Origin of the sequence: Polaribacter gochangensis, from assembly GCF_046224025.1 — a bacterium.
Taxonomy (GTDB): Bacteria; Bacteroidota; Bacteroidia; order Flavobacteriales; family Flavobacteriaceae; genus Polaribacter; species Polaribacter gochangensis.
On the sequence record NZ_JBJXRF010000002.1, the window covers coordinates 612589 to 631323 of the forward strand.

Sequence of the window (18735 nt, forward strand, 5' to 3'; positions counted from 1 at the left end):
AAAAAAGGACTAAATTGTCTTTATTTTTGCAACCTAAAGTTTAATATGTTGACAGCGCCTCTTCTTAAAGTTAAAATTTACAGCAAAATTGCTTTATTATATCTTTTTATTGCTGCTTTTTTAGGAATTTTTTTAAGATTATTTTACGTTACAAATATTAATGCAACCTATAAATACATCGTCCATACGCACTCTCATATTGCATTGTTGGGTTGGGTTTATATAGCATTAACAACACTTATTTATCATTTCGGTATAGATAAAGTGAAGGCAAAAAAATACAATCTTATTTTTTGGAGTACGCAAATTACCATTATTGGAATGTTGGTTTCCTTTCCCTTTATTGGTTATGCTTTGTATTCTATTATTTTTTCTACCTTGTTTTTAATTTGTTCTTACTGGTTTTACTTTTTCTTTAAAAAAAATCACACACTTCACCTTAAAAGTATTTCCTATAAATTTATTTCAACGTCGTTATTATTAATGGTAATTTCAACAATTGGGCCTTGGGCGTTGGGAGCAATAATGAATACACTTGGGCCAACATCAACTTGGTATAAAAACGCCATCTATTTCTATTTGCATTTTCAATATAATGGTTGGTTTATCTTTTGTTTGATTGGTGTTTTTTATTTTCTACTTGAAAAATCGGAAATTTCGTTTTCTATAAAAGCAGCTAATCAATTTTATAACCTGATGCTTATAAGTTGTTTGCTTACGCTGTGTTTATCCTTTTTATGGATGAATCCGTCATCTATTATTTATATAATAGCAATTTTAGGAGCTATTTTACAATGGATAGCATTTGGGGTTTTCTACAAGCAAGTAAATGAAATTAAAACCGAATTAAAGGAGCTTTTAAAACCACAACTTTACGCACTTTTAAAGCTAGCTTTTGTTTTAATTTTGATTAAAGTAAGTTTGCAAGCATGTACTGCAATTCCTTATTTTTCTGAGCTGACAACAATAATTTTAGATTTTGTGATTGGATATTTACACTTAACTTTTTTAGGCGTTGTAACTTTATCAACACTTGTTTTTCTAAGGTTTTATAAGTTGATAGCACTCCCAAAAATATGGATAAGTATGTATATTCTTGGCTTTGTTTTATCAGAAATACTCATCTTTTACAAAGGTTTTTCTGCTTGGCAACAACTGTATTTACTCGATCATTATTTTACTTATTTGGTAATTTGTAGCGCTTTAATGCCGTTAGGGATTCTTGGTATATTGTTAAAATCGAGCTTTACTTCTTCCACTCAGCAAGAATCTCTGTAGCAAATGCCTCAGATTGATCAAACGTTTCTGTAATATGCTTAAATGTTGTTCTAGGATTTATCAAACACATTCTTAAAACCACCTGATTTTGCAATATGGTTGTTACCAATAATGCTTCTTTAGATTTCGTAATTCTTGCCGATATTTCTTGATTTAATTTGTCTAATTCTGGTTCTGATAAATGTAAACCAATCGGATTGTATCTGTAATTAATAATGGCTAAAGTTGCTGGAGAAATAACTTCCCAGTTTTTACTTTTTCGTAATAAATCTTCAGTTTGTTCTGCCAAATCAATACTATAGGTAACCGCTTTTTTAAAGGTGTCTAAACCATACGTTTTGATTGACATATAAAACTTTAACGCTCTAAAACGTCTCGTTAATTGAATTCCGTAATCGTAAAAATTAATTTCAGATTCGTTCCCTTCAATATCTCGTAAATACTCAGGTTTTTCTGAAAAAGTATTGCTTAACCAAGACGAGTCTTTTACCAATAAACATCCTATCTCGTAAGGTTGATAAAACCATTTGTGTGGATCAACTGTTAACGAATCTGCGCGTTCAATTCCGCGTAAAATTCTGCTTCCTTTTTTAGATAAAATTGCTGCGCCACCATATGCTCCATCAACATGCATCCAAAGATTTTCTTTCTCACAAATATCTGCAATTTCGTCTAACGGATCTACAGTTCCTGTGTTTGTTGTTCCTGCTGATGCGATAATACAAAATGGTTGATTTCCTTCTAAACGGTCTTTAGCAATCGCATTTTTAAGCTTATTAAAACTTATTTTAAATTCTAGATCTGTCGGAATTATTCTAATTTGTTCTTTTTTAAATCCCAGTACACGAATTGCTTTAATATTTGAGGAATGCGCTTGATCTGATAAATAAATAATGGCTTTTGAAAAATCGTCGCCACATTTTATTCTTCTTGCAGTAACCAAGGCTGTTAAATTTGCCATCGAACCACCGCTAGTGAAAATTCCACCACCTTTTTGTACAGGAAAATCAAACATTTTTAACAACCAATTCATCGTAACAATTTCCAATTCTGCTGCAGCCGGAGAAACAATCCATCCACCAGAAAAAACATTAAATCCAGTTGCCAACGTATCGGCCAAAGTGCTGATATAATTACTTGGTCCAGGAACAAAAGAAAATGATTTTGGATGCGTTGTTAAATTACTATGCGGAATTACATTTTGCATTACAAAATCCAACACTTCATCTGCTGGCATTGCCTCATTTGGTGCTTCTTGCAAAAAAAGAGTGTCCATTTGTGCTCGTGTACCCGAAGTTACTGGTTTTTGAGTTTCAATGGTGTCGTAATGTTCAGCAATAATGTCTATAATTTTATAGCCATACGCTTTCATTTCTTCTTTTGTTAAATCAAATGGCGCTTTCATGGAGTTCTTATTTTTTGCAAAAATACGTCAACTTCTACGTATTTATAGAATAAAATGAAGAATCTTTTATCAAAAAAATAATAAAAATGAATCTAATTAAATTTCACTTTTCTTTAATAAGAAGCCGTAATCTTTTCACTATTTTTGTTAAAAATTTGATTTCTCTTGAAAAAAATTATTCTATTCTTTTTAGTATTTACTTCTTTTGCTAGTTTTTCTCAGGAAGCTAAAAAGATTAAAATTATGTATGCTGGTGTTAGTACTGCGGATGAAGAAAAATTTCCAGGAGCTACTATTTTAACAAGAGATGCAGATCGATTGGTAGAAATTTATCATGATGGAATTATTCTTACTTGTGATAAAGCATTGTACTACAAAAAGTTAAATTTTTTTAAAGCTTTTAGTAATGTTTTAATCAAGCAAGGCGATACCATTACACAAACAAGTAATTATGTTGATTATAATGGAAATACAAAAAAAGCATTGTCTTGGGGAAATGTAGTGTTGAAAGATCCCAAAATGACTTTAAAAACGGATACCTTGCATTTTGATAGACAAAAGCAATTGTTGTTTTATAAAAACCACGCCATTATACAAGACGAAACCAATGTTCTTAAAAGTAAAATAGGAAATTACTTTTTAAAAAATAAAAAGTTTACTGCAACAACTAAAGTAACGGTAACAAATCCAGAACATGTGTTAGAATCGAATCATTTAGATTATTATACAGATTCAGCCATAGCCTATTTATATGGACCATCAACCATAAAGGGAAAAGACAATACGATTTATACCGAAAAAGGATTTTACAATACCAAATCAGAGATTTCTCATTTTGTAAAAAATTCTAAAATTTATTTTACAGATAAAACCATAGAAGGCGATAGTTTGTATTATGATAAATTTAAAGGTTTTGCTTCTGCAACTGATAATATCAAGTTTATAGACACCATTCAAAACTTTATTGCAAAAGGAAATTATGCAGAATTTTTTGAGCTAAAAGATTCTGTTTTTATTGTGGATAAAGCTGTAGCGATTTCTTTGATGGAAAAAGATTCGCTCTACATTCATGGAGATACGTTGTTGGTTACAGGAAAGCCAGAAAAGAGAATTATGCGAATTTATAACGATGTGAAAATCTTTAAAACGGACTTGCAAGGAAAAGCAGATTCTATTCACATGAATCAAACAACAGGTTTAACCAGGCTATTTAGAAACCCTATATTATGGTCAGGAAAAAACCAAATTACAGGTGATAGTATTCAGCTTTTAAACAATAAAGAAACTGACAAATTAGATTCTTTAAAAATTTTAAACAATGCGTTAATTATTCAATTAGATACGATTATTGATGGCGTTTCTACCTACAATCAAATTAAAGGAAGAAATATGTTTGGTAAATTTATTGACGGAAAACTCAAGTATTTTTTAGTGGAAGGAAACGCAGAAGTTGTTTTTTACAACAGAAACGAAGCAGGGATTTTAGAAACCATTACCAAACAAGAATGTAGTTCTATTGAGTTTACGTTAGACGAAACCAACAATATAGAATCTGTAAAATATATTAAGAAACCTGAAGGAACTTCGTATCCACCAAAAGATTTACCAGAAAATGCCAGAAAATTAAAAGGATTTATTTGGCGAGAAGATGAACAACCAAAAACAATGGAAGATATATTTGTGGTTGGAGATAAAATTCCAAGAAGAAAGGAAATCAACATTTCTAAGGTTTTAAAAAAGAAAGAATAAAATGAAATCTGATTTTTTAACATATCAAGCACAAACCTCTCCTCACCCACTTGCTTTAGAAATTTCTCACGCAAAAGGAAGTTATGTGTATGATACAAATAACAAATCGTATTTAGATTTTATCGCTGGTGTTTCTGCAAATACCTTGGGACATAATCACCCTATAATTTCAGAAGCCATTAAAAATCAAGTGGATGCTTATACGCATGTAATGGTGTATGGCGAATTTGTTCAGAAACCACAAGTGGAATTATGTAAAGCGTTAGCAACTACCATTCCGACTAAAAATTGCGCTGTTTATTTAACCAATTCTGGAACAGAAGCAACAGAAGGCGCATTAAAATTAGCAAAACGATTTACTGGAAGATCAGAAATTATTGCTGCAAAAAATGGGTATCACGGAAATACACAAGGTGCCATGAGCGTTTGTGGTGCAGAAGAACAAAACCAAGCTTTTAGACCTTTGATTCCTGGAATTAAATTCATCGAGTTTAATCTGGAAGAAGATTTACAAAAGATTACAAAAAATACTGCTGCTGTTATTTTAGAAACCATTCAAGGTGGCGCAGGTTTTATAGAACCAACAAATAATTATTTGCAAAAAGTAAAAATTAAATGCGATGAAGTTGGCGCGTTGTTAATTTTAGATGAAATTCAAACTGGAATTGGACGCACAGGAACATTTTGGGGATTTGAAAATTATAAGGTTGTTCCGGATATCATTATCACTGGAAAAGGTTTGGGTGGCGGAATGCCAATTGGTGCTTTTATTGCGTCACAAGAAATGATGAATTGCTTAAAAGAAAACCCGAAGTTAGGGCACATTACTACTTTTGGCGGACATCCAGTAATTGCTGCTGCAGGTTTGGCAACAATTACAGAACTAAACAATTCAAATCTAATTGAAGAAACGCTCAGAAAAGAACAATTAATTAGAAAGCATTTACAACACCCAGCAATTAAAGAAATCAGAGGAAAAGGAATGATGTTAGCTGCAATTGTAGCAACACCAGAAATCGCTTCTAAAATCATTTTAAAATGTTTAGACAAGGGTTTACTCCTGTTTTGGTTGTTGTTTGAAGGAAAAGCCATTAGAATAACTCCTCCATTAACTATTTCTGACGAGGAAATTAAAAAAGGTTGTGCAATTATTATTGATGCTGTTGAAGAAGTGGTTTAGTTTTAAAAAAATGAAAAAAAATAACATTTTTCTTATCACTATACTTATTATATGTTCTTGTCAAAAGAACAATAAAAAAGATACAACTATTTTAGAAAAAAGTAATACTTCTTTCGTCCAAAAAAATATTAATTGTGATAGCATCTGGAAATCTTGGTCTCAACTTCAATCTAAAAAAGATAGTATTATTCAAAAGATTATAAATCAGAATAAAAAATCTTTATCATTTGAAAACATTAGTTTATTATATGCTTTAAAAGAAAATAAAGATTCTCTATTAAAGTTTAAACAACCTCTTTCTGCTGTTTTTAAAGATTTAGCTCCTGAACCATTTATTATTTCTAATTATCAATGGAAGAAAATTGGAGAGGGCTATATTAATTATTATCCTGAAAGTAAACTATTAAATAAAGTAGAAACTAATGATTCAAATGAATTTCTTGGTGAATCAAGAAAGTACTATAAGAACATACTTAATAAAGTAAATAAAAATGAAAGAGAAATTTTTGTTATAGGTCAAAATAAAACTTCAACAGCTTTAGTTACAATCCTGGGTAAACAAAACAGTGAATGTGAACCTTATGTGTTTTACAATTTTATTACAGCTAATAAATATTCAATCACAAATCCACTCGTGGTTAGTCCTTATAATATTAATGTAGAATTTGGAAATTGGAGTAATATTGACTCTCTAATAAAAGATAATATAATTAATAAATGTAGCGACTGTCTTAACTCATATGATAAAAATAAAACTTTTGCTAAGTTAAAAGGAACAAAAAATGTTTTTTTTTCGTTTAACAATCCTACACCAAATAGAGATGATTCTTATACTCCGAGTAGATCACTTTTTTATATTACTGAGGATAATAAAATAGTTAATCTTTGGTCTGATTCAATAGATTTGTTTGGATGTAGCTGTTTGTAAATTTTTTTTCACTCTCTTCTTAAATTTTTCTTAGAATTTAACAACTACTTCTTAAAGTATGTTAAATGCTGTTAAGTTACTGCCAAAACCCATTTCTCAATGCAACCTTTTCGTTTTCTGTTGGTCTATATTGATATAACATTAATTTAAAACCACATATAAAATGAAAAATTTAAAAACAATTATCGCTGTAGTAGCAATCAGTATTTCTTCAGTAGTTTCTGTAACTGCAAACACAAACACAGAGCCAACTTCTAAAGATTCAAAAACCATTTTAAGAACAGAAATTATATCCTTATTAGGAAATCATTCATACGATTTATCAGACAAAACATTAGAAGCGCAAGTTTCTGTGATGTTGAATAATAAAAACGAATTGGTGGTTGTTTCTGTAAATTCTAACAGTGAAACAGTTACCAATTATGTAAAGTCAAAATTGAATTATAAAAAATTAACTGTAAAAGGAATTACAAAAGGAACCGTTTATAGAATTCCATTAAAAATGATTCAGTCTAGTTAGTTTGGTTTAGATTGATTGATTCTAAAAGCTTCCAATTTCTTGGAAGCTTTTTTAGTTTAATAAATCATCTAATATTTTTCTTGTTGATGTTGAGTTCCAATCTGCTGCTCCCCTTTTTTTAACAATAATTTTTTTATTTTTATCTAAAATAAATGTAGCAGGAATCGACGAGCTTTCTAACTCATTAGGAGAAAGTGTTATTTGGTTGTATGTAGGGAAATCAAAATTTTTCTTTGTGTAAAATTTAGAAACCGTTTGCCAATCTTCATTGGTTACAAAGAGAAACGTTACGTCGTCTTTATAATCATCATATAAATTTTGCATGCTTGGCATTTCTGCAATACATGGCGCACACCAAGTTGCCCAAAAATTGACAAATACAACCTTATTTTCTAGTTCTTTTAAATTGATATTTTCGGTATTCAATCCTTTTAATTGCCAGTTTGTATTTTTGATTTGCTGTTGATTTTCTGTTTTAATTTCTGATGGAGAAAAAGAAATCAACCTGATAAAATATACCTTTGTTGGCGGATAAATCATCAATCCGATTATTATCACAAAAGCAATATTTGTAATATGTTTTTTAGTTATTTTCATATAGATATAAAGATATTACTTTCTGTCGGTTCAAAATAAAAACCTTACTAATAAAAGTTAAGTATGGTAAAATGTTTAAATTTGAAAAAAAAACATGAAAAAGCATATTCTCTCTTTACTACTTTTAACATTTATTTTTAATTCTTGTATTGCTTTTGTAAATGATTTTGTTTTAGAAGATACTTCGTTTAATTTTGATTTAACCAATTACACAGAAACAACTTGGAATGAAGGAACCTTATATGTTGGAGCAAAAAATTTACAAGGAGATTTTATTGCTACCGATTCTGTAAAATATATTCCAATTCCTTCTAATATTTCTCCAGTTGATTCTTATACAGAAGATAATTATAGTTCTAATGGAAAACATCAAGGATATCATTATTATAAAATAAACAATTTACAATATGTTACAATTCCTTATCCAATAATTAGTTACGGTTCTTTACATATTGATAAAGATAAACTTACTGCAATTTCGTCGACATTTGGATTTGTTTTTAAACTTTCTGACGGACAAGAAGCATACCTAGAAGCTTACGATATTAACAAAGGAATTGATAAAAGCAGACTTTATATAAATTTTTATATTAAAAGTACAGGAATTACTGGCAAAATTAGAAACAATAATAACAACGATGATGATTATTAATTAACTTTATAAATTGTATAAAAAATGCTCCTAAATTTTAGGAGCATTTTTTATTGTGTATCAATTAGAAAACGAATTATGCAGCATTTTCTTTTTTGATTAAATTTAATGCAGAACCTTCATTGTACCAATCAATTTGTCCTTGATTGTACGTGTGATTTGTAACAATAATGTCTTTCGTTCCATCTGCATGAACAACTTCTAGCGTTAAAGGTTTCCCTGGAGCGAACTCATTTAAATCTATAAAGTTAAACGTATCATCTTCTTGAATTAAGTCGTAATCGTTTTCATTAGCAAATGTTAAACCTAACATTCCTTGCTTTTTTAAGTTGGTTTCGTGGATTCTTGCGAAAGATTTTACTAAAACTGCGGCAACACCTAAATGTCTTGGCTGCATTGCTGCGTGTTCTCTAGAAGAACCTTCACCATAATTATGATCTCCAACTACAATTGATTTGATTCCTGCTTTTTTATACGCTCTTTGTGTTGCTGGAACTGCATCATATTCTCCAGTTAATTGATTCTTAACAAAGTTTGTCTTTTGATTGAACGCATTAACCGCCCCAATTAAAGTGTTGTTTGCAATATTGTCTAAATGTCCTCTAAATCGCAACCATGGGCCAGCCATAGAAATATGATCTGTAGTACATTTTCCGAATGCTTTTATCAATAACTTCACTCCTTTTAAATCATTTCCTAACGGAGTAAAAGGCGCTAATAATTGTAAACGCTCAGAATCTTCTTTAACGGCAATCTTTACATGACTTCCGTCTTCTTCTGGCGCTAAATACCCATCATCTTTAACTTCAAAACCTTTTGGAGGTAATTCCCATCCTGTTGGTTCATCTAGCATTACTTCCTCTCCATTTTCATTGATTAGAAAATCTGTCATCGGATTAAAATCTAAACGTCCTGCAATTGTTACTGCAGCAACCATTTCTGGTGAAGCAACAAATGCGTGTGTATTTGGATTTCCGTCTGCACGTTTTGCAAAGTTTCTATTAAAAGAATGAATAATTGAGTTTTTTGGTGCGTTTGCTGGATCGCTATATCTAGCCCATTGACCAATACAGGGTCCACAAGCATTCGTAAATATTTTAGCATCAAGTTTTTCAAAAACACCTAAAATTCCGTCTCTATCTGCAGTATATCTTACTTTTTCAGAACCAGGGTTAATTCCGAATTCAGCTTTTGTTTTTAAACCTTTGTCAATTGCCTGTTGCGCAATAGAAGCTGCTCTCGATAAATCTTCATAAGAAGAGTTTGTACAAGAACCAATCAATCCCCATTCAACTTGTAATGGCCAATCATTTGTCGTTGCTTTTTCTGTCATGTCTTTACCTACTTTTGTAGATAAATCTGGTGTAAAAGGTCCGTTTAATAATGGACTTAATTCTGATAAATTAATTTCAATTACTTGATCAAAATACTGCTCAGGATTTGCATATACTTCTGCATCACCCGTTAAATAATCTTTTACTTTATTTGCTGCATCAGCAACATCATCTCTATCTGTAGCACGTAAATAACGCTCCATAGATTCATCATAACCAAACGTAGAAGTTGTTGCTCCTATTTCTGCTCCCATATTACAAATAGTTCCTTTTCCTGTACAAGACATTCCTGTTGCTCCAGGTCCAAAATATTCTACAATTGCTCCTGTTCCTCCTTTTACAGTTAAAATATCAGCAACTTTTAAGATGACATCTTTTGGCGCTGTCCAACCAGATAATTTTCCTGTTAATTTTACTCCAATTAATTTAGGAAATTTTAATTCCCAGGCCATTCCTGCCATTACATCAACTGCATCTGCTCCACCAACTCCAATTGCAACCATTCCTAATCCACCAGCATTTACTGTGTGAGAATCGGTTCCAATCATCATTCCGCCAGGAAATGCATAATTTTCTAATACTACTTGATGAATAATTCCTGCTCCAGGTTTCCAAAAACCTAAACCGTATTTATTTGATACTGATTCTAAGAAATTAAAAACTTCGTTACTTGTATTTAATGCCGATTGTAAATCTGTATTTGCTCCATTTTTAGCTTGTATTAAATGATCACAGTGTGTAGTAGTAGGAACTGCAACCTTAGATTTACCTGCTTGCATAAATTGCAATAAAGCCATTTGCGCAGTTGCATCTTGTAATGCAATTCTATCTGGCGCAAAATTTACATAATCTTTTCCTCTTACAAACGCCTTATTTGGTGTTCCATCCCAAAGATGTGAGTATAAAATTTTCTCTGCTAGTGTTAGTGGTTTACCAGTAATTTCTCGAGCAGTATCTACTCTTTCAACTACTTTTGAATAAACCGATTTTATCATTTCAATATCAAAAGCCATAGGTAGTAATTGTTTTATTTTCGTATTGCAAAAATACGATTTTATAATGAGATTACATAATAAACAGTAGTATCGTCAAATTATTACAAAATAGATAATTTAATGCGTTCAAATTATCATATACAAAAATTGATTTTCAAAAAATAGCGCAATTTTATCATATTGATAATGAAGAAAATAATAAAGCAGGCCTATAAGCCGAATCCTGTTTCCGTAATAAAACGAAATCTTATCATTTATCTAGTTCTAAAATTACTCTTAGAATCTATCTGTCCACCCCTTGGAATCGAACGAGTAGTTCTCAATCTCCAATATACGTGACATTGCACCGCATAGAGTTTACCTGGTTTCACTACAGCCGAACTGTACTTGCTTTCTGTTGCACTTGTCCTCAGCTTACGCTGGACGGATGTTATCCGCTATGCTACTCTTTGGTGTCCGGACTTTCCTCTTTATTCCGAACTTGATTCGGAACCTTTAAAAATATTACTATAATAAAAAGGTACTGAAACTAGTTCAGTACAAAGCGATAAGATTGGCCTGCTATATTATTCTACAAAAGTACAAATAAAAAAACCCACTTAATTTCTTAAGTGGGAAAATTGCTATGAAAAAGAAATTATTAGTTTTAACACTAATAATAGTTCAAATATAACGATATTTTTTGAATTACAATGTAACTTTTGTTACATAAACATATCTTTTACCTTTTCAAAGAAAGATTTGTCTGAAGTATTAGGGTTTGGAGCGAAGTTTTCATCGTTTTGCATGTCTTCAAAAAACTTTCGTTGCTCTTTGTTTAATTCTTGTGGAGTCCAAACATTAATATGTATTAAAAAGTCTCCATTTCCATAACGTTCAATACTTGGCAACCCTTTTCCTTTAAGCCTTAAAATTTTTCCTGATTGTGTACCAGCATCAATTTTAATTTTTACTTTACCTGTTACAGTTGCTATTTCTTTACTAATCCCGAGAACTGCTTCTGAAAAACTAATATATAAATCGTAATGAATATTGGTTCCTTCTCTTTTTAATGTATCATGATGAATCTCTTCAATCAGCACCAATAAATCTCCAGAAACTGAATTCTTACCTGGAGCTTCATTCCCTTTTCCTGCAACTTTTAATTGCACACCTTCTGTTACTCCAGCTGGAATTTGAATTGATACCGTTTCTTCCTTTACAACCAATCCATCTGCATCAGAACCACTTGGGCGTTTGTCAATACTTTGTCCGGCACCTTGACACGTAGGACAAGTTGCTGCTGTTTGCATTCTTCCTAAAATAGTATTGGTAACTCTAGTAACTTGACCTGATCCGTTGCAAGTAGAACATGTAGAATATGTTACTCCTTCGGCCTGAACTTTTCTACGTACTTTTACTTTTTTCTCAACTCCTTCAGCAATTTCTTTCAAAGTTAGTTTTACACGAATTCGCATATTACTTCCTTTAACTCTAGCTTGTCTTTGGCCACCGCCTCCGAATCCGCCACCAAAACCACCACCAAAAATATCTCCAAACTGACTGAAAATATCTTCCATGTTCATTCCGCCACCACCAAAGCCACCACCGCCTTGTCCTCCTTCAAATGCTTGGTGTCCATATTGATCATAGCGTGCTTTTTTGTTTTCGTCGCTTAAAACTTCATAAGCTTCAGCAGCTTCTTTAAACTTTGCTTCTGCAGTTGCATCATCTGGATTTTTATCTGGATGATACTTAATCGCCATCTTTCGATATGCTTTTTTAATTTCTGCCGCCGAAGCTGATTTGCTTATTCCTAATATTTCGTAAAAATCTTTTTTTGCCATAATATTCAATGATCAGTTACCAATGATCAATGATCACTGTTAATTGTAAATTGTTTTTATTGTCCGATAACTACTTTTGGGAAACGAATAATTTTATCTCCTAACTTATATCCGTTTTCTACACAGTCAATAACTTTTCCTTTTAATTTTTCTGTCGGAGCAGGAATTTGGGTAATTGCTTCATGAATATCTGCATCAAAAGCGTCACCTTTCTTTACCTCTATCAATGTCAACCCTTTTTGTTCTAAGGTTTTTCTCAATTTATCATTGATCAATTGCATTCCTTTTAACAATTCTTTGTCTTTTGCTTTTTTGATTTCTGCCAAACCTCTGTCAAAATCATCCATCACTGGCAGTAAACTTGTCATTAAATCTTGACCTGCCGTTTTAAACAACTCTATTCTTTCTCTAGTGGTTCTTTTTTTATAGTTTTCAAATTCAGCAAACAAACGCAAATATTTATCTTTCTCTATTTGAATGATTTCTTCTGCTGTTGGCTCTTTTACTTCTACTTCTTGATTTCCTTCAACTTGTGCCTCTGCTTCGTTATTTAAAATATCTTCTTCTTTCTTATTATTTTCTGTACTCATTTTGTAGTAATCGTTAAATTGTTACAATTTATTGGCAATAATTTTGCCAATAAAAAAATAGTGCCAAACTGACACTATTTGTTATTAAATGATACTGAAACAAAATTCAGTATTAATCTTCTATTCTTTCAATTTTAGCTCCAATTGATTTTAAGCGTTCTTCAATATTTTCGTAGCCTCTATCAATTTGCTCAATATTATTAATAATTGATGTTCCTTTTGCCGATAAAGCTGCAATTAATAATGAAATTCCTGCTCTAATATCTGGTGATGTCATTTTAGTCGCTTTTAATTGCGATTTATGATCATGACCAATAACAACAGCTCTGTGTGGATCAGATAAAATAACTTTTGCGCCCATGTCGATCAATTTATCCACAAAGAACAAGCGGCTTTCAAACATTTTTTGATGAATCAAAACGGTTCCTTTCGCTTGCGTTGCAATGACCAAAACAATGCTTAATAAATCTGGTGTAAAACCTGGCCAAGGCGCATCTGAAACTGTCAGCACAGAACCATCTATATAATTCTGAATTTCGTAGCTTTCTTGTGCAGGAATGTAAATATCGTCTCCTTTTCTTTCTAGTTGGATCCCTAATTTTCTAAAAACATTTGGAATTTGTCCTAAATCTTTCCAGCTAACATCTTTGATGGTTAATTCTGATTGTGTCATCACTGCCACACCAATCCAACTACCAATTTCTATCATGTCTGGTAATACTCTATGACGACAACCTTTTAAGTCTTTAACACCTTCTATTGTTAGTAGATTTGAAGCAACACCAGAAATTCTTGCTCCCATAGAATTCAACATTTTACATAATTGTTGAATGTATGGTTCGCATGCAGCGTTGTATATTGTTGTTGTTCCTGTAGCCAAAACCGAAGCCATTAAAATATTTGCTGTTCCGGTTACAGAAGCTTCGTCTAACAACATTTCTGTCCCATACAATTCGTCTGCTTCTACTCCGTAGAAATATTCTTCTCTATTGTATCTAAATTTCGCTCCTAATCTTATGAATCCTTCAAAATGAGTATCTAATCTTCTACGTCCTATTTTATCTCCACCAGGTCTTGGAATGTATCCTTTTCCGAAACGAGCTAATAAGGGACCAACAATCATAATTGAACCTCTTAAAGAACTTCCGTCTCTTTTAAATTCTGCAGATTCTAAATATTCTAGATTGATTTCATCTGCTTGAAAACAATAAGAGTTTGGCGCCAATTTTTCTATCTTAACCCCTAATTCTCCTAAAATAAAAATTAATTTATTGACATCTAAAATATCAGGAATATTATCTATAACAACTTTTTCTGGAGTTAATAATACAGCACAAATAATTTGTAAGGCTTCATTTTTTGCTCCTTGTGGAGTAATTGTACCATTTAATTTGTGACCACCTTCAATTTTAAATGATGCCATATTTATTTCTTTCTATTGTTGTTATTGTTATTTGTTCTGTTGGTTTTATTTGATTTGTAATTTTTTGAGTTGGTTTTCCCTTGTTGAGAAGTTCTCTTTCTAAGTAAGTTTTTACTTTCTGTAAGTACTTCTTCAGAATCTCTTAAATCAATTTCACCATCTGACAACTCAAATAAATGTTTAAAAATCACCGCATCATCAACCGTGTCTTTATTCCAATTTAAATAACATTTTTTCATGTGATTGGCAATTGCATACACCAATGCTTCTCTTTTCTCTCCTTCTTCCCAAGAAAGCGCAACATCAATCATCTCTTGAATATTATTACCGTAATAACGATATCTTGATGCAGATTTTGGGTATGGCAACGATTCTGGTTTTTCTTGCAATTCTTCTTTTGACGGTTTTTCGTAAGGTGAATCTGCGTCTAAATCAAAACTTGACATGATAAACAATTGATCCCATAATTTGTGTTTAAAATCTGGAACATCACGCAAATGTGGTTGCAAGTTTCCCATAACATCAACAATTGCTTTGGCCATTACATTTCTTTCTTCTTTATCTTCTAAAGCTACGCAATGATCTACTAATTTTTGGATATGTCTGCCGTATTCTGGTATAATCATTAACGGTCTTTCTGAGTTGTATTCTAGTTCGAATTCCATTCTAAAGTTTATTGAAATATATAGCTGTAACGCTTTTTATCTCTGTTTGTTTTTGAAGTATCTTAAAGCTTGCAAATTAAGGATTAATTTTAAGTAATCAAAAATTAATAATCAGCTATTTTATCCGATTACTTTTAACTTGGCAAACTGCAATAATAATTTTTTCTTTCCTACTGTTCCGAATTTAATTTCTGCTTTTTTATTTGGGCCATTTCCTTCTAAATTCAATACTTCTCCAGCGCCAAATCTATTGTGTTCTACTAATGTTCCAACTGTAATATTGGCATCAAAAAGATTGGTGTTTTCTGAAGTGGTATTCGGTATTTTTTTTAATTTTTTAGGCGGAATAAATGGTTCTTCTTTTTTTGCTTTGAATTCCTTTTTTTTACGCTGAATGGGTTTTTGAAAACGAATGGTTTTCGATGGCGTATCAAATAAACTTGCATCTACAAATCGATTTACAGACGGTTCTTGTTTTTTAGGAGTTAAATATTCTAAAAAGCTTTCTTCAATTTCTTCTAAAAACCTACTCGGTTCTGCATCGGTTAATTTTCCCCAGCGATAACGAGTTTGAGCATAACTCAAATACGCCTGATGTTCTGCTCTAGTCAATGCTACATAAAACAATCTACGCTCTTCTTCTAGTTCGCTCCTTGTGTTCATGCTCATTCCTGAAGGAAATAAATTTTCTTCTAAACCAACTATATACACATACGGATATTCCAATCCTTTAGATTGATGAATCGTCATCATAGAAACTCTTGGTGTATCGTCTTTTTTATCAGAATCAAAATCCGTAGCCAAAGCAACATCTTCTAGGAATGATGTTAATGAAGCATCTTCTCCTGTTTCTATTTTATCCGTGATAAAATCTTTTATTCCGTTTAATAATTCTTGAACATTTTCTACTTTACTGACCGCTTCTGGCGTTCCGTCTTTTTCTAAATCTTTGATCAAACGAACTTGCTTTACTACAACATCTGCAATTTCAAAAGCATTTTTTGTTTGCGATTCTATTTGCAAACGCAAAATCATGTTTACAAAATCTTGCAATTTATTTTTTGTCCCAGCATTTATTTTTAAATCGACTTTATCAATATGTTTTAGAATTTCAAAAATTGATTTTTTATAATGATTTGCTGCAATCGTTAACTTATCAATTGTTGTTTGCCCAATCCCTCTTGCAGGATAATTGATCACTCTTTTGAATGCTTCTTCATCGTTTGGGTTGATTAACATGCGTAAATACGACAGTAAATCTTTGATTTCTTTTCGTTGATAAAATGAAATTCCGCCATAAATTTTGTACTTAATATCTTTTTTACGCAATGCATCTTCCATTGCTCTCGATTGTGAGTTGGTTCTGTACAAAATAGCAAATGCATCTGCAGTTAACTGCTTGTTCATCATATTTTCCCATACAGATTGCGCTACAAAACGTCCTTCTTCACCATCAGAAATAGTACGCATTACTTTTATCTTTTCTCCTTCATCATTAGATGTCCAAACTACTTTGTCTAAACGTGTTTTATTCTTTTCGATGACTGAATTCGCTGCATTCACAATATTCTTCGTAGAACGATAATTCTGTTCTAATTTAAAGGTTCTAACTTCTGGATAATCTTTTTGAAAATTTAAGATATTATTGATGTTTGCACCACGGAAACTATATATACTTTGCGAATCATCTCCAACTACACAAATGTTCTGAAAACGATCTGCCAACGCTCTTACAATTAAATATTGCGAATGATTGGTATCTTGATACTCATCTACCATGATATATCTAAATCGGTCTTGATATTTCGCTAATGAATCTGGAAAACGCGCTAATAACTCATTGGTTCTTAATAATAAATCATCAAAGTCCATGGCACCAGATTTAAAACATCGCGCCACATATTCTTTATAAATATCACCCACTTTTGGTCTGCTTGCATGCAAATCAGCTTCAACCAAATCTGAATTGTTAAAATAGGCGTTTACCGTTATCAAACTATTTTTTAAAGACGATATTCTACCTAATATTTGCTTTGGCTTGTATCGGTCTTTATCCAATTGCATTTCTTTGATAATAGCAGCAATTAAACGAACAGAATCTTGTGTGTCGTAAATAGTAAAGTTTGATGGAAATCCTAATTTATCTGCTTCAGAACGTAAAATCCGAGCAAAAACAGAATGGAAAGTTCCCATCCAAAGATTTTTGGATTCGCTTGCACCGACAACACCAGCAATACGTTCTTTCATTTCTCTAGCCGCTTTATTAGTAAAGGTTAGCGATAAAATATTAAACGGATCTACGCCTTGTTGCATTAAATGCGCAATGCGATAGGTTAACACACGCGTTTTACCAGAACCAGCACCAGCAATAATAATCATGGGCCCGTCTTTTTGTAAAACCGCATCTTTTTGAGCAGGATTTAAAGAATCTAAATAGTTTGACAATTGAAAAATTTTAAAGCGTAAATTTAGGCAATGTTCATCGATTTTATTTATTAGATTCATAAAATTATAAATACATTTACAACATTAAATTTTTTATCATGAAAAAATATATCATTTTACTTGTGTTTACAATACTTTCGACTGTTGTTTTCTCACAAAATAATAGGGCTAAAGGAAAAATAATTAAAAACTTCGGAGAAACTTTTAAAGTTGATAATCCAGATATAAAAACAGATACTTCTGCCGAATTAAAAGTAATTTTTGATGTTTCTGCTACTTCATCAAGCAATAATGTCATCAACAAAAACATTGTTACTGCTGCTCGATTTTTAAATATGCATGCAAATGCAGGGATGAAACCCAATCAATTAAAGGTTGCCATTACAATACACGGTAGTGCCTGGAAAGATGTTTTAAGTGATGAAGCCTACAAAAAGAAGTTTGGTGTTGTAAATCCAAACACGCAACTTATCAAAGAATTGAGCAATGCTGGCGTAGATGTTATCATTTGTGGACAAACAGCAAATTTCAGAGAAATGGATAGAACTATTGTGAATCCAGAAGTTAAGTTTGCACTTTCCGCGATGACAGCTTTATTACAATACCAGAATAACGGGTACAAATTCATAAAATTTTAATTGATGGATTTTAGTTTTTTAGAAGTAATCGGAGTTGTTTTACTAATCGGAGTTATTGGATTTTATTTTTTTAAAGCTCAGTTAAAATCACAAAATGGTCAACATAAAGTTGAATTGTTTGCAGAGAGAAAAAAAGACGCTTTGCCTATAAAGTTGCAAGCATACGAAAGAATGTTATTGTTTTGCGAGCGAATAAATCCAATAAAAATGTTGGTGAGAGTAAAACCAAAATCTGATGTTGTAGAAGATTACTTATTCCTTTTATTGCAGAACATTGAACAAGAATTTGAACACAATTTGGTGCAACAGTTATATATTTCTGATGAATGTTGGAATGTTATCATCACTTCTAAAAGCGCAATTATCAACAAGTTGAAGCAAGTTGCATCAACGAGTGAAAACACGCAAGAGTTTAGAGAAAAAATGATGATCGTTTATCAAAATACCGCGCCTGCAACAGATACAGCAATTGCTTATCTAAAAAAAGATATTCAAAAAATTATCTAATAA

Annotated in this window: 16 protein-coding genes and 1 other RNA gene; 8 read left to right on the plus strand and 9 right to left on the minus strand. The window is 31.6% G+C overall.

The annotated features are described in order from the left end of the window. The first annotated feature begins 45 nt into the window (after positions 1–45). The gene (locus tag ACEWL1_RS08065) at positions 46–1278 is read left to right on the plus strand and encodes a hypothetical protein (RefSeq protein ID WP_409232787.1); all 1233 of its coding nucleotides are present in this window, start codon (positions 46–48) and stop codon (positions 1276–1278) included. Here ACEWL1_RS08065 and ACEWL1_RS08070 read toward each other — a convergent pair. After that, positions 1247–2683: a pyridoxal phosphate-dependent decarboxylase family protein gene (locus ACEWL1_RS08070; protein WP_409232788.1), complete on the minus strand. Its 1437-nt coding sequence runs from the start codon at positions 2681–2683 to the stop codon at positions 1247–1249. The two genes, ACEWL1_RS08065 and ACEWL1_RS08070, sit on opposite strands and share 32 nt — an antisense overlap. A gap of 165 nt (positions 2684–2848) precedes the next feature. On the opposite strand from ACEWL1_RS08070, the gene ACEWL1_RS08075 reads away from it, so the two are divergent. From ACEWL1_RS08075 to ACEWL1_RS08090, 4 genes are all read left to right on the plus strand, one after another. Then, positions 2849–4432 carry an OstA-like protein gene (locus ACEWL1_RS08075; protein WP_409232789.1) on the plus strand — a complete coding sequence of 528 codons (1584 nt, stop codon included), beginning with the start codon at positions 2849–2851 and terminating at the stop codon, positions 4430–4432. A gap of 1 nt (position 4433) precedes the next feature. Further along, complete coding sequence (locus tag ACEWL1_RS08080) at positions 4434–5612, plus strand: aspartate aminotransferase family protein (protein ID WP_409232790.1); 1179 nt, start codon at positions 4434–4436, stop codon at positions 5610–5612. 10 nt (positions 5613–5622) lie between these two features. Then, positions 5623–6540 carry a hypothetical protein gene (locus ACEWL1_RS08085; RefSeq protein ID WP_409232791.1) on the plus strand — a complete coding sequence of 306 codons (918 nt, stop codon included), beginning with the start codon at positions 5623–5625 and terminating at the stop codon, positions 6538–6540. Positions 6541–6703: 163 nt separating this feature from the next. Continuing rightward, positions 6704–7060 (plus strand): hypothetical protein, encoded by a 357-nt coding sequence (locus tag ACEWL1_RS08090; RefSeq protein WP_409232792.1) that lies wholly within the window; start codon positions 6704–6706, stop codon positions 7058–7060. Positions 7061–7111: 51 nt separating this feature from the next. On the opposite strand, the gene ACEWL1_RS08095 is transcribed toward ACEWL1_RS08090, so the two are convergent. After that, positions 7112–7657 (minus strand): TlpA family protein disulfide reductase, encoded by a 546-nt coding sequence (locus ACEWL1_RS08095; protein ID WP_409232793.1) that lies wholly within the window; start codon positions 7655–7657, stop codon positions 7112–7114. A gap of 94 nt (positions 7658–7751) precedes the next feature. Between ACEWL1_RS08095 and ACEWL1_RS08100 the strand changes: the two genes are divergently transcribed. Beyond that, entirely contained in the window at positions 7752–8309 is a 558-nt protein-coding gene (locus ACEWL1_RS08100; RefSeq protein WP_409232794.1) for a hypothetical protein, read from the plus strand. A gap of 76 nt (positions 8310–8385) precedes the next feature. Here the strand turns inward: ACEWL1_RS08100 and ACEWL1_RS08105 are convergent, their stop codons facing one another. From ACEWL1_RS08105 to ACEWL1_RS08135, 7 genes are all read right to left on the minus strand, one after another. Beyond that, on the minus strand, positions 8386–10656 hold the full coding sequence (locus ACEWL1_RS08105) for an aconitate hydratase (protein WP_409232795.1): 2271 nt from the start codon (positions 10654–10656) through the stop codon (positions 8386–8388). 178 nt (positions 10657–10834) lie between these two features. Further along, an RNA gene (rnpB, locus tag ACEWL1_RS08110) (RNase P RNA component class A) lies at positions 10835–11135 on the minus strand. Between the two features lie 207 nt (positions 11136–11342). Further along, a complete protein-coding gene (gene dnaJ, locus ACEWL1_RS08115; protein WP_409232796.1) occupies positions 11343–12464 on the minus strand; it encodes a molecular chaperone DnaJ in 1122 nt (373 codons plus the stop codon). A 56-nt stretch (positions 12465–12520) separates the two neighbouring features. Then, positions 12521–13054 (minus strand): nucleotide exchange factor GrpE, encoded by a 534-nt coding sequence (locus ACEWL1_RS08120; RefSeq protein WP_409232797.1) that lies wholly within the window; start codon positions 13052–13054, stop codon positions 12521–12523. Between the two features lie 112 nt (positions 13055–13166). After that, on the minus strand, positions 13167–14477 hold the full coding sequence (gene murA, locus ACEWL1_RS08125; protein WP_409232798.1) for a UDP-N-acetylglucosamine 1-carboxyvinyltransferase: 1311 nt from the start codon (positions 14475–14477) through the stop codon (positions 13167–13169). Positions 14478–14479: 2 nt separating this feature from the next. After that, positions 14480–15142 (minus strand): DUF4290 domain-containing protein, encoded by a 663-nt coding sequence (locus ACEWL1_RS08130; RefSeq protein ID WP_409232799.1) that lies wholly within the window; start codon positions 15140–15142, stop codon positions 14480–14482. Between the two features lie 120 nt (positions 15143–15262). Continuing rightward, positions 15263–17587, minus strand: coding sequence for an ATP-dependent helicase (locus ACEWL1_RS08135; RefSeq protein ID WP_409232800.1), 2325 nt, complete (start codon positions 17585–17587; stop codon positions 15263–15265). Positions 17588–17685: 98 nt separating this feature from the next. On the opposite strand from ACEWL1_RS08135, the gene ACEWL1_RS08140 reads away from it, so the two are divergent. Together ACEWL1_RS08140 and ACEWL1_RS08145 are read left to right on the plus strand one after the other, a co-directional pair. Beyond that, positions 17686–18225: a DsrE family protein gene (locus ACEWL1_RS08140; protein ID WP_409232801.1), complete on the plus strand. Its 540-nt coding sequence runs from the start codon at positions 17686–17688 to the stop codon at positions 18223–18225. Positions 18226–18228: 3 nt separating this feature from the next. Next, the gene (locus tag ACEWL1_RS08145; protein WP_409232802.1) at positions 18229–18732 is read left to right on the plus strand and encodes a DUF7935 family protein; all 504 of its coding nucleotides are present in this window, start codon (positions 18229–18231) and stop codon (positions 18730–18732) included. Positions 18733–18735: the final 3 nt, after the last annotated feature.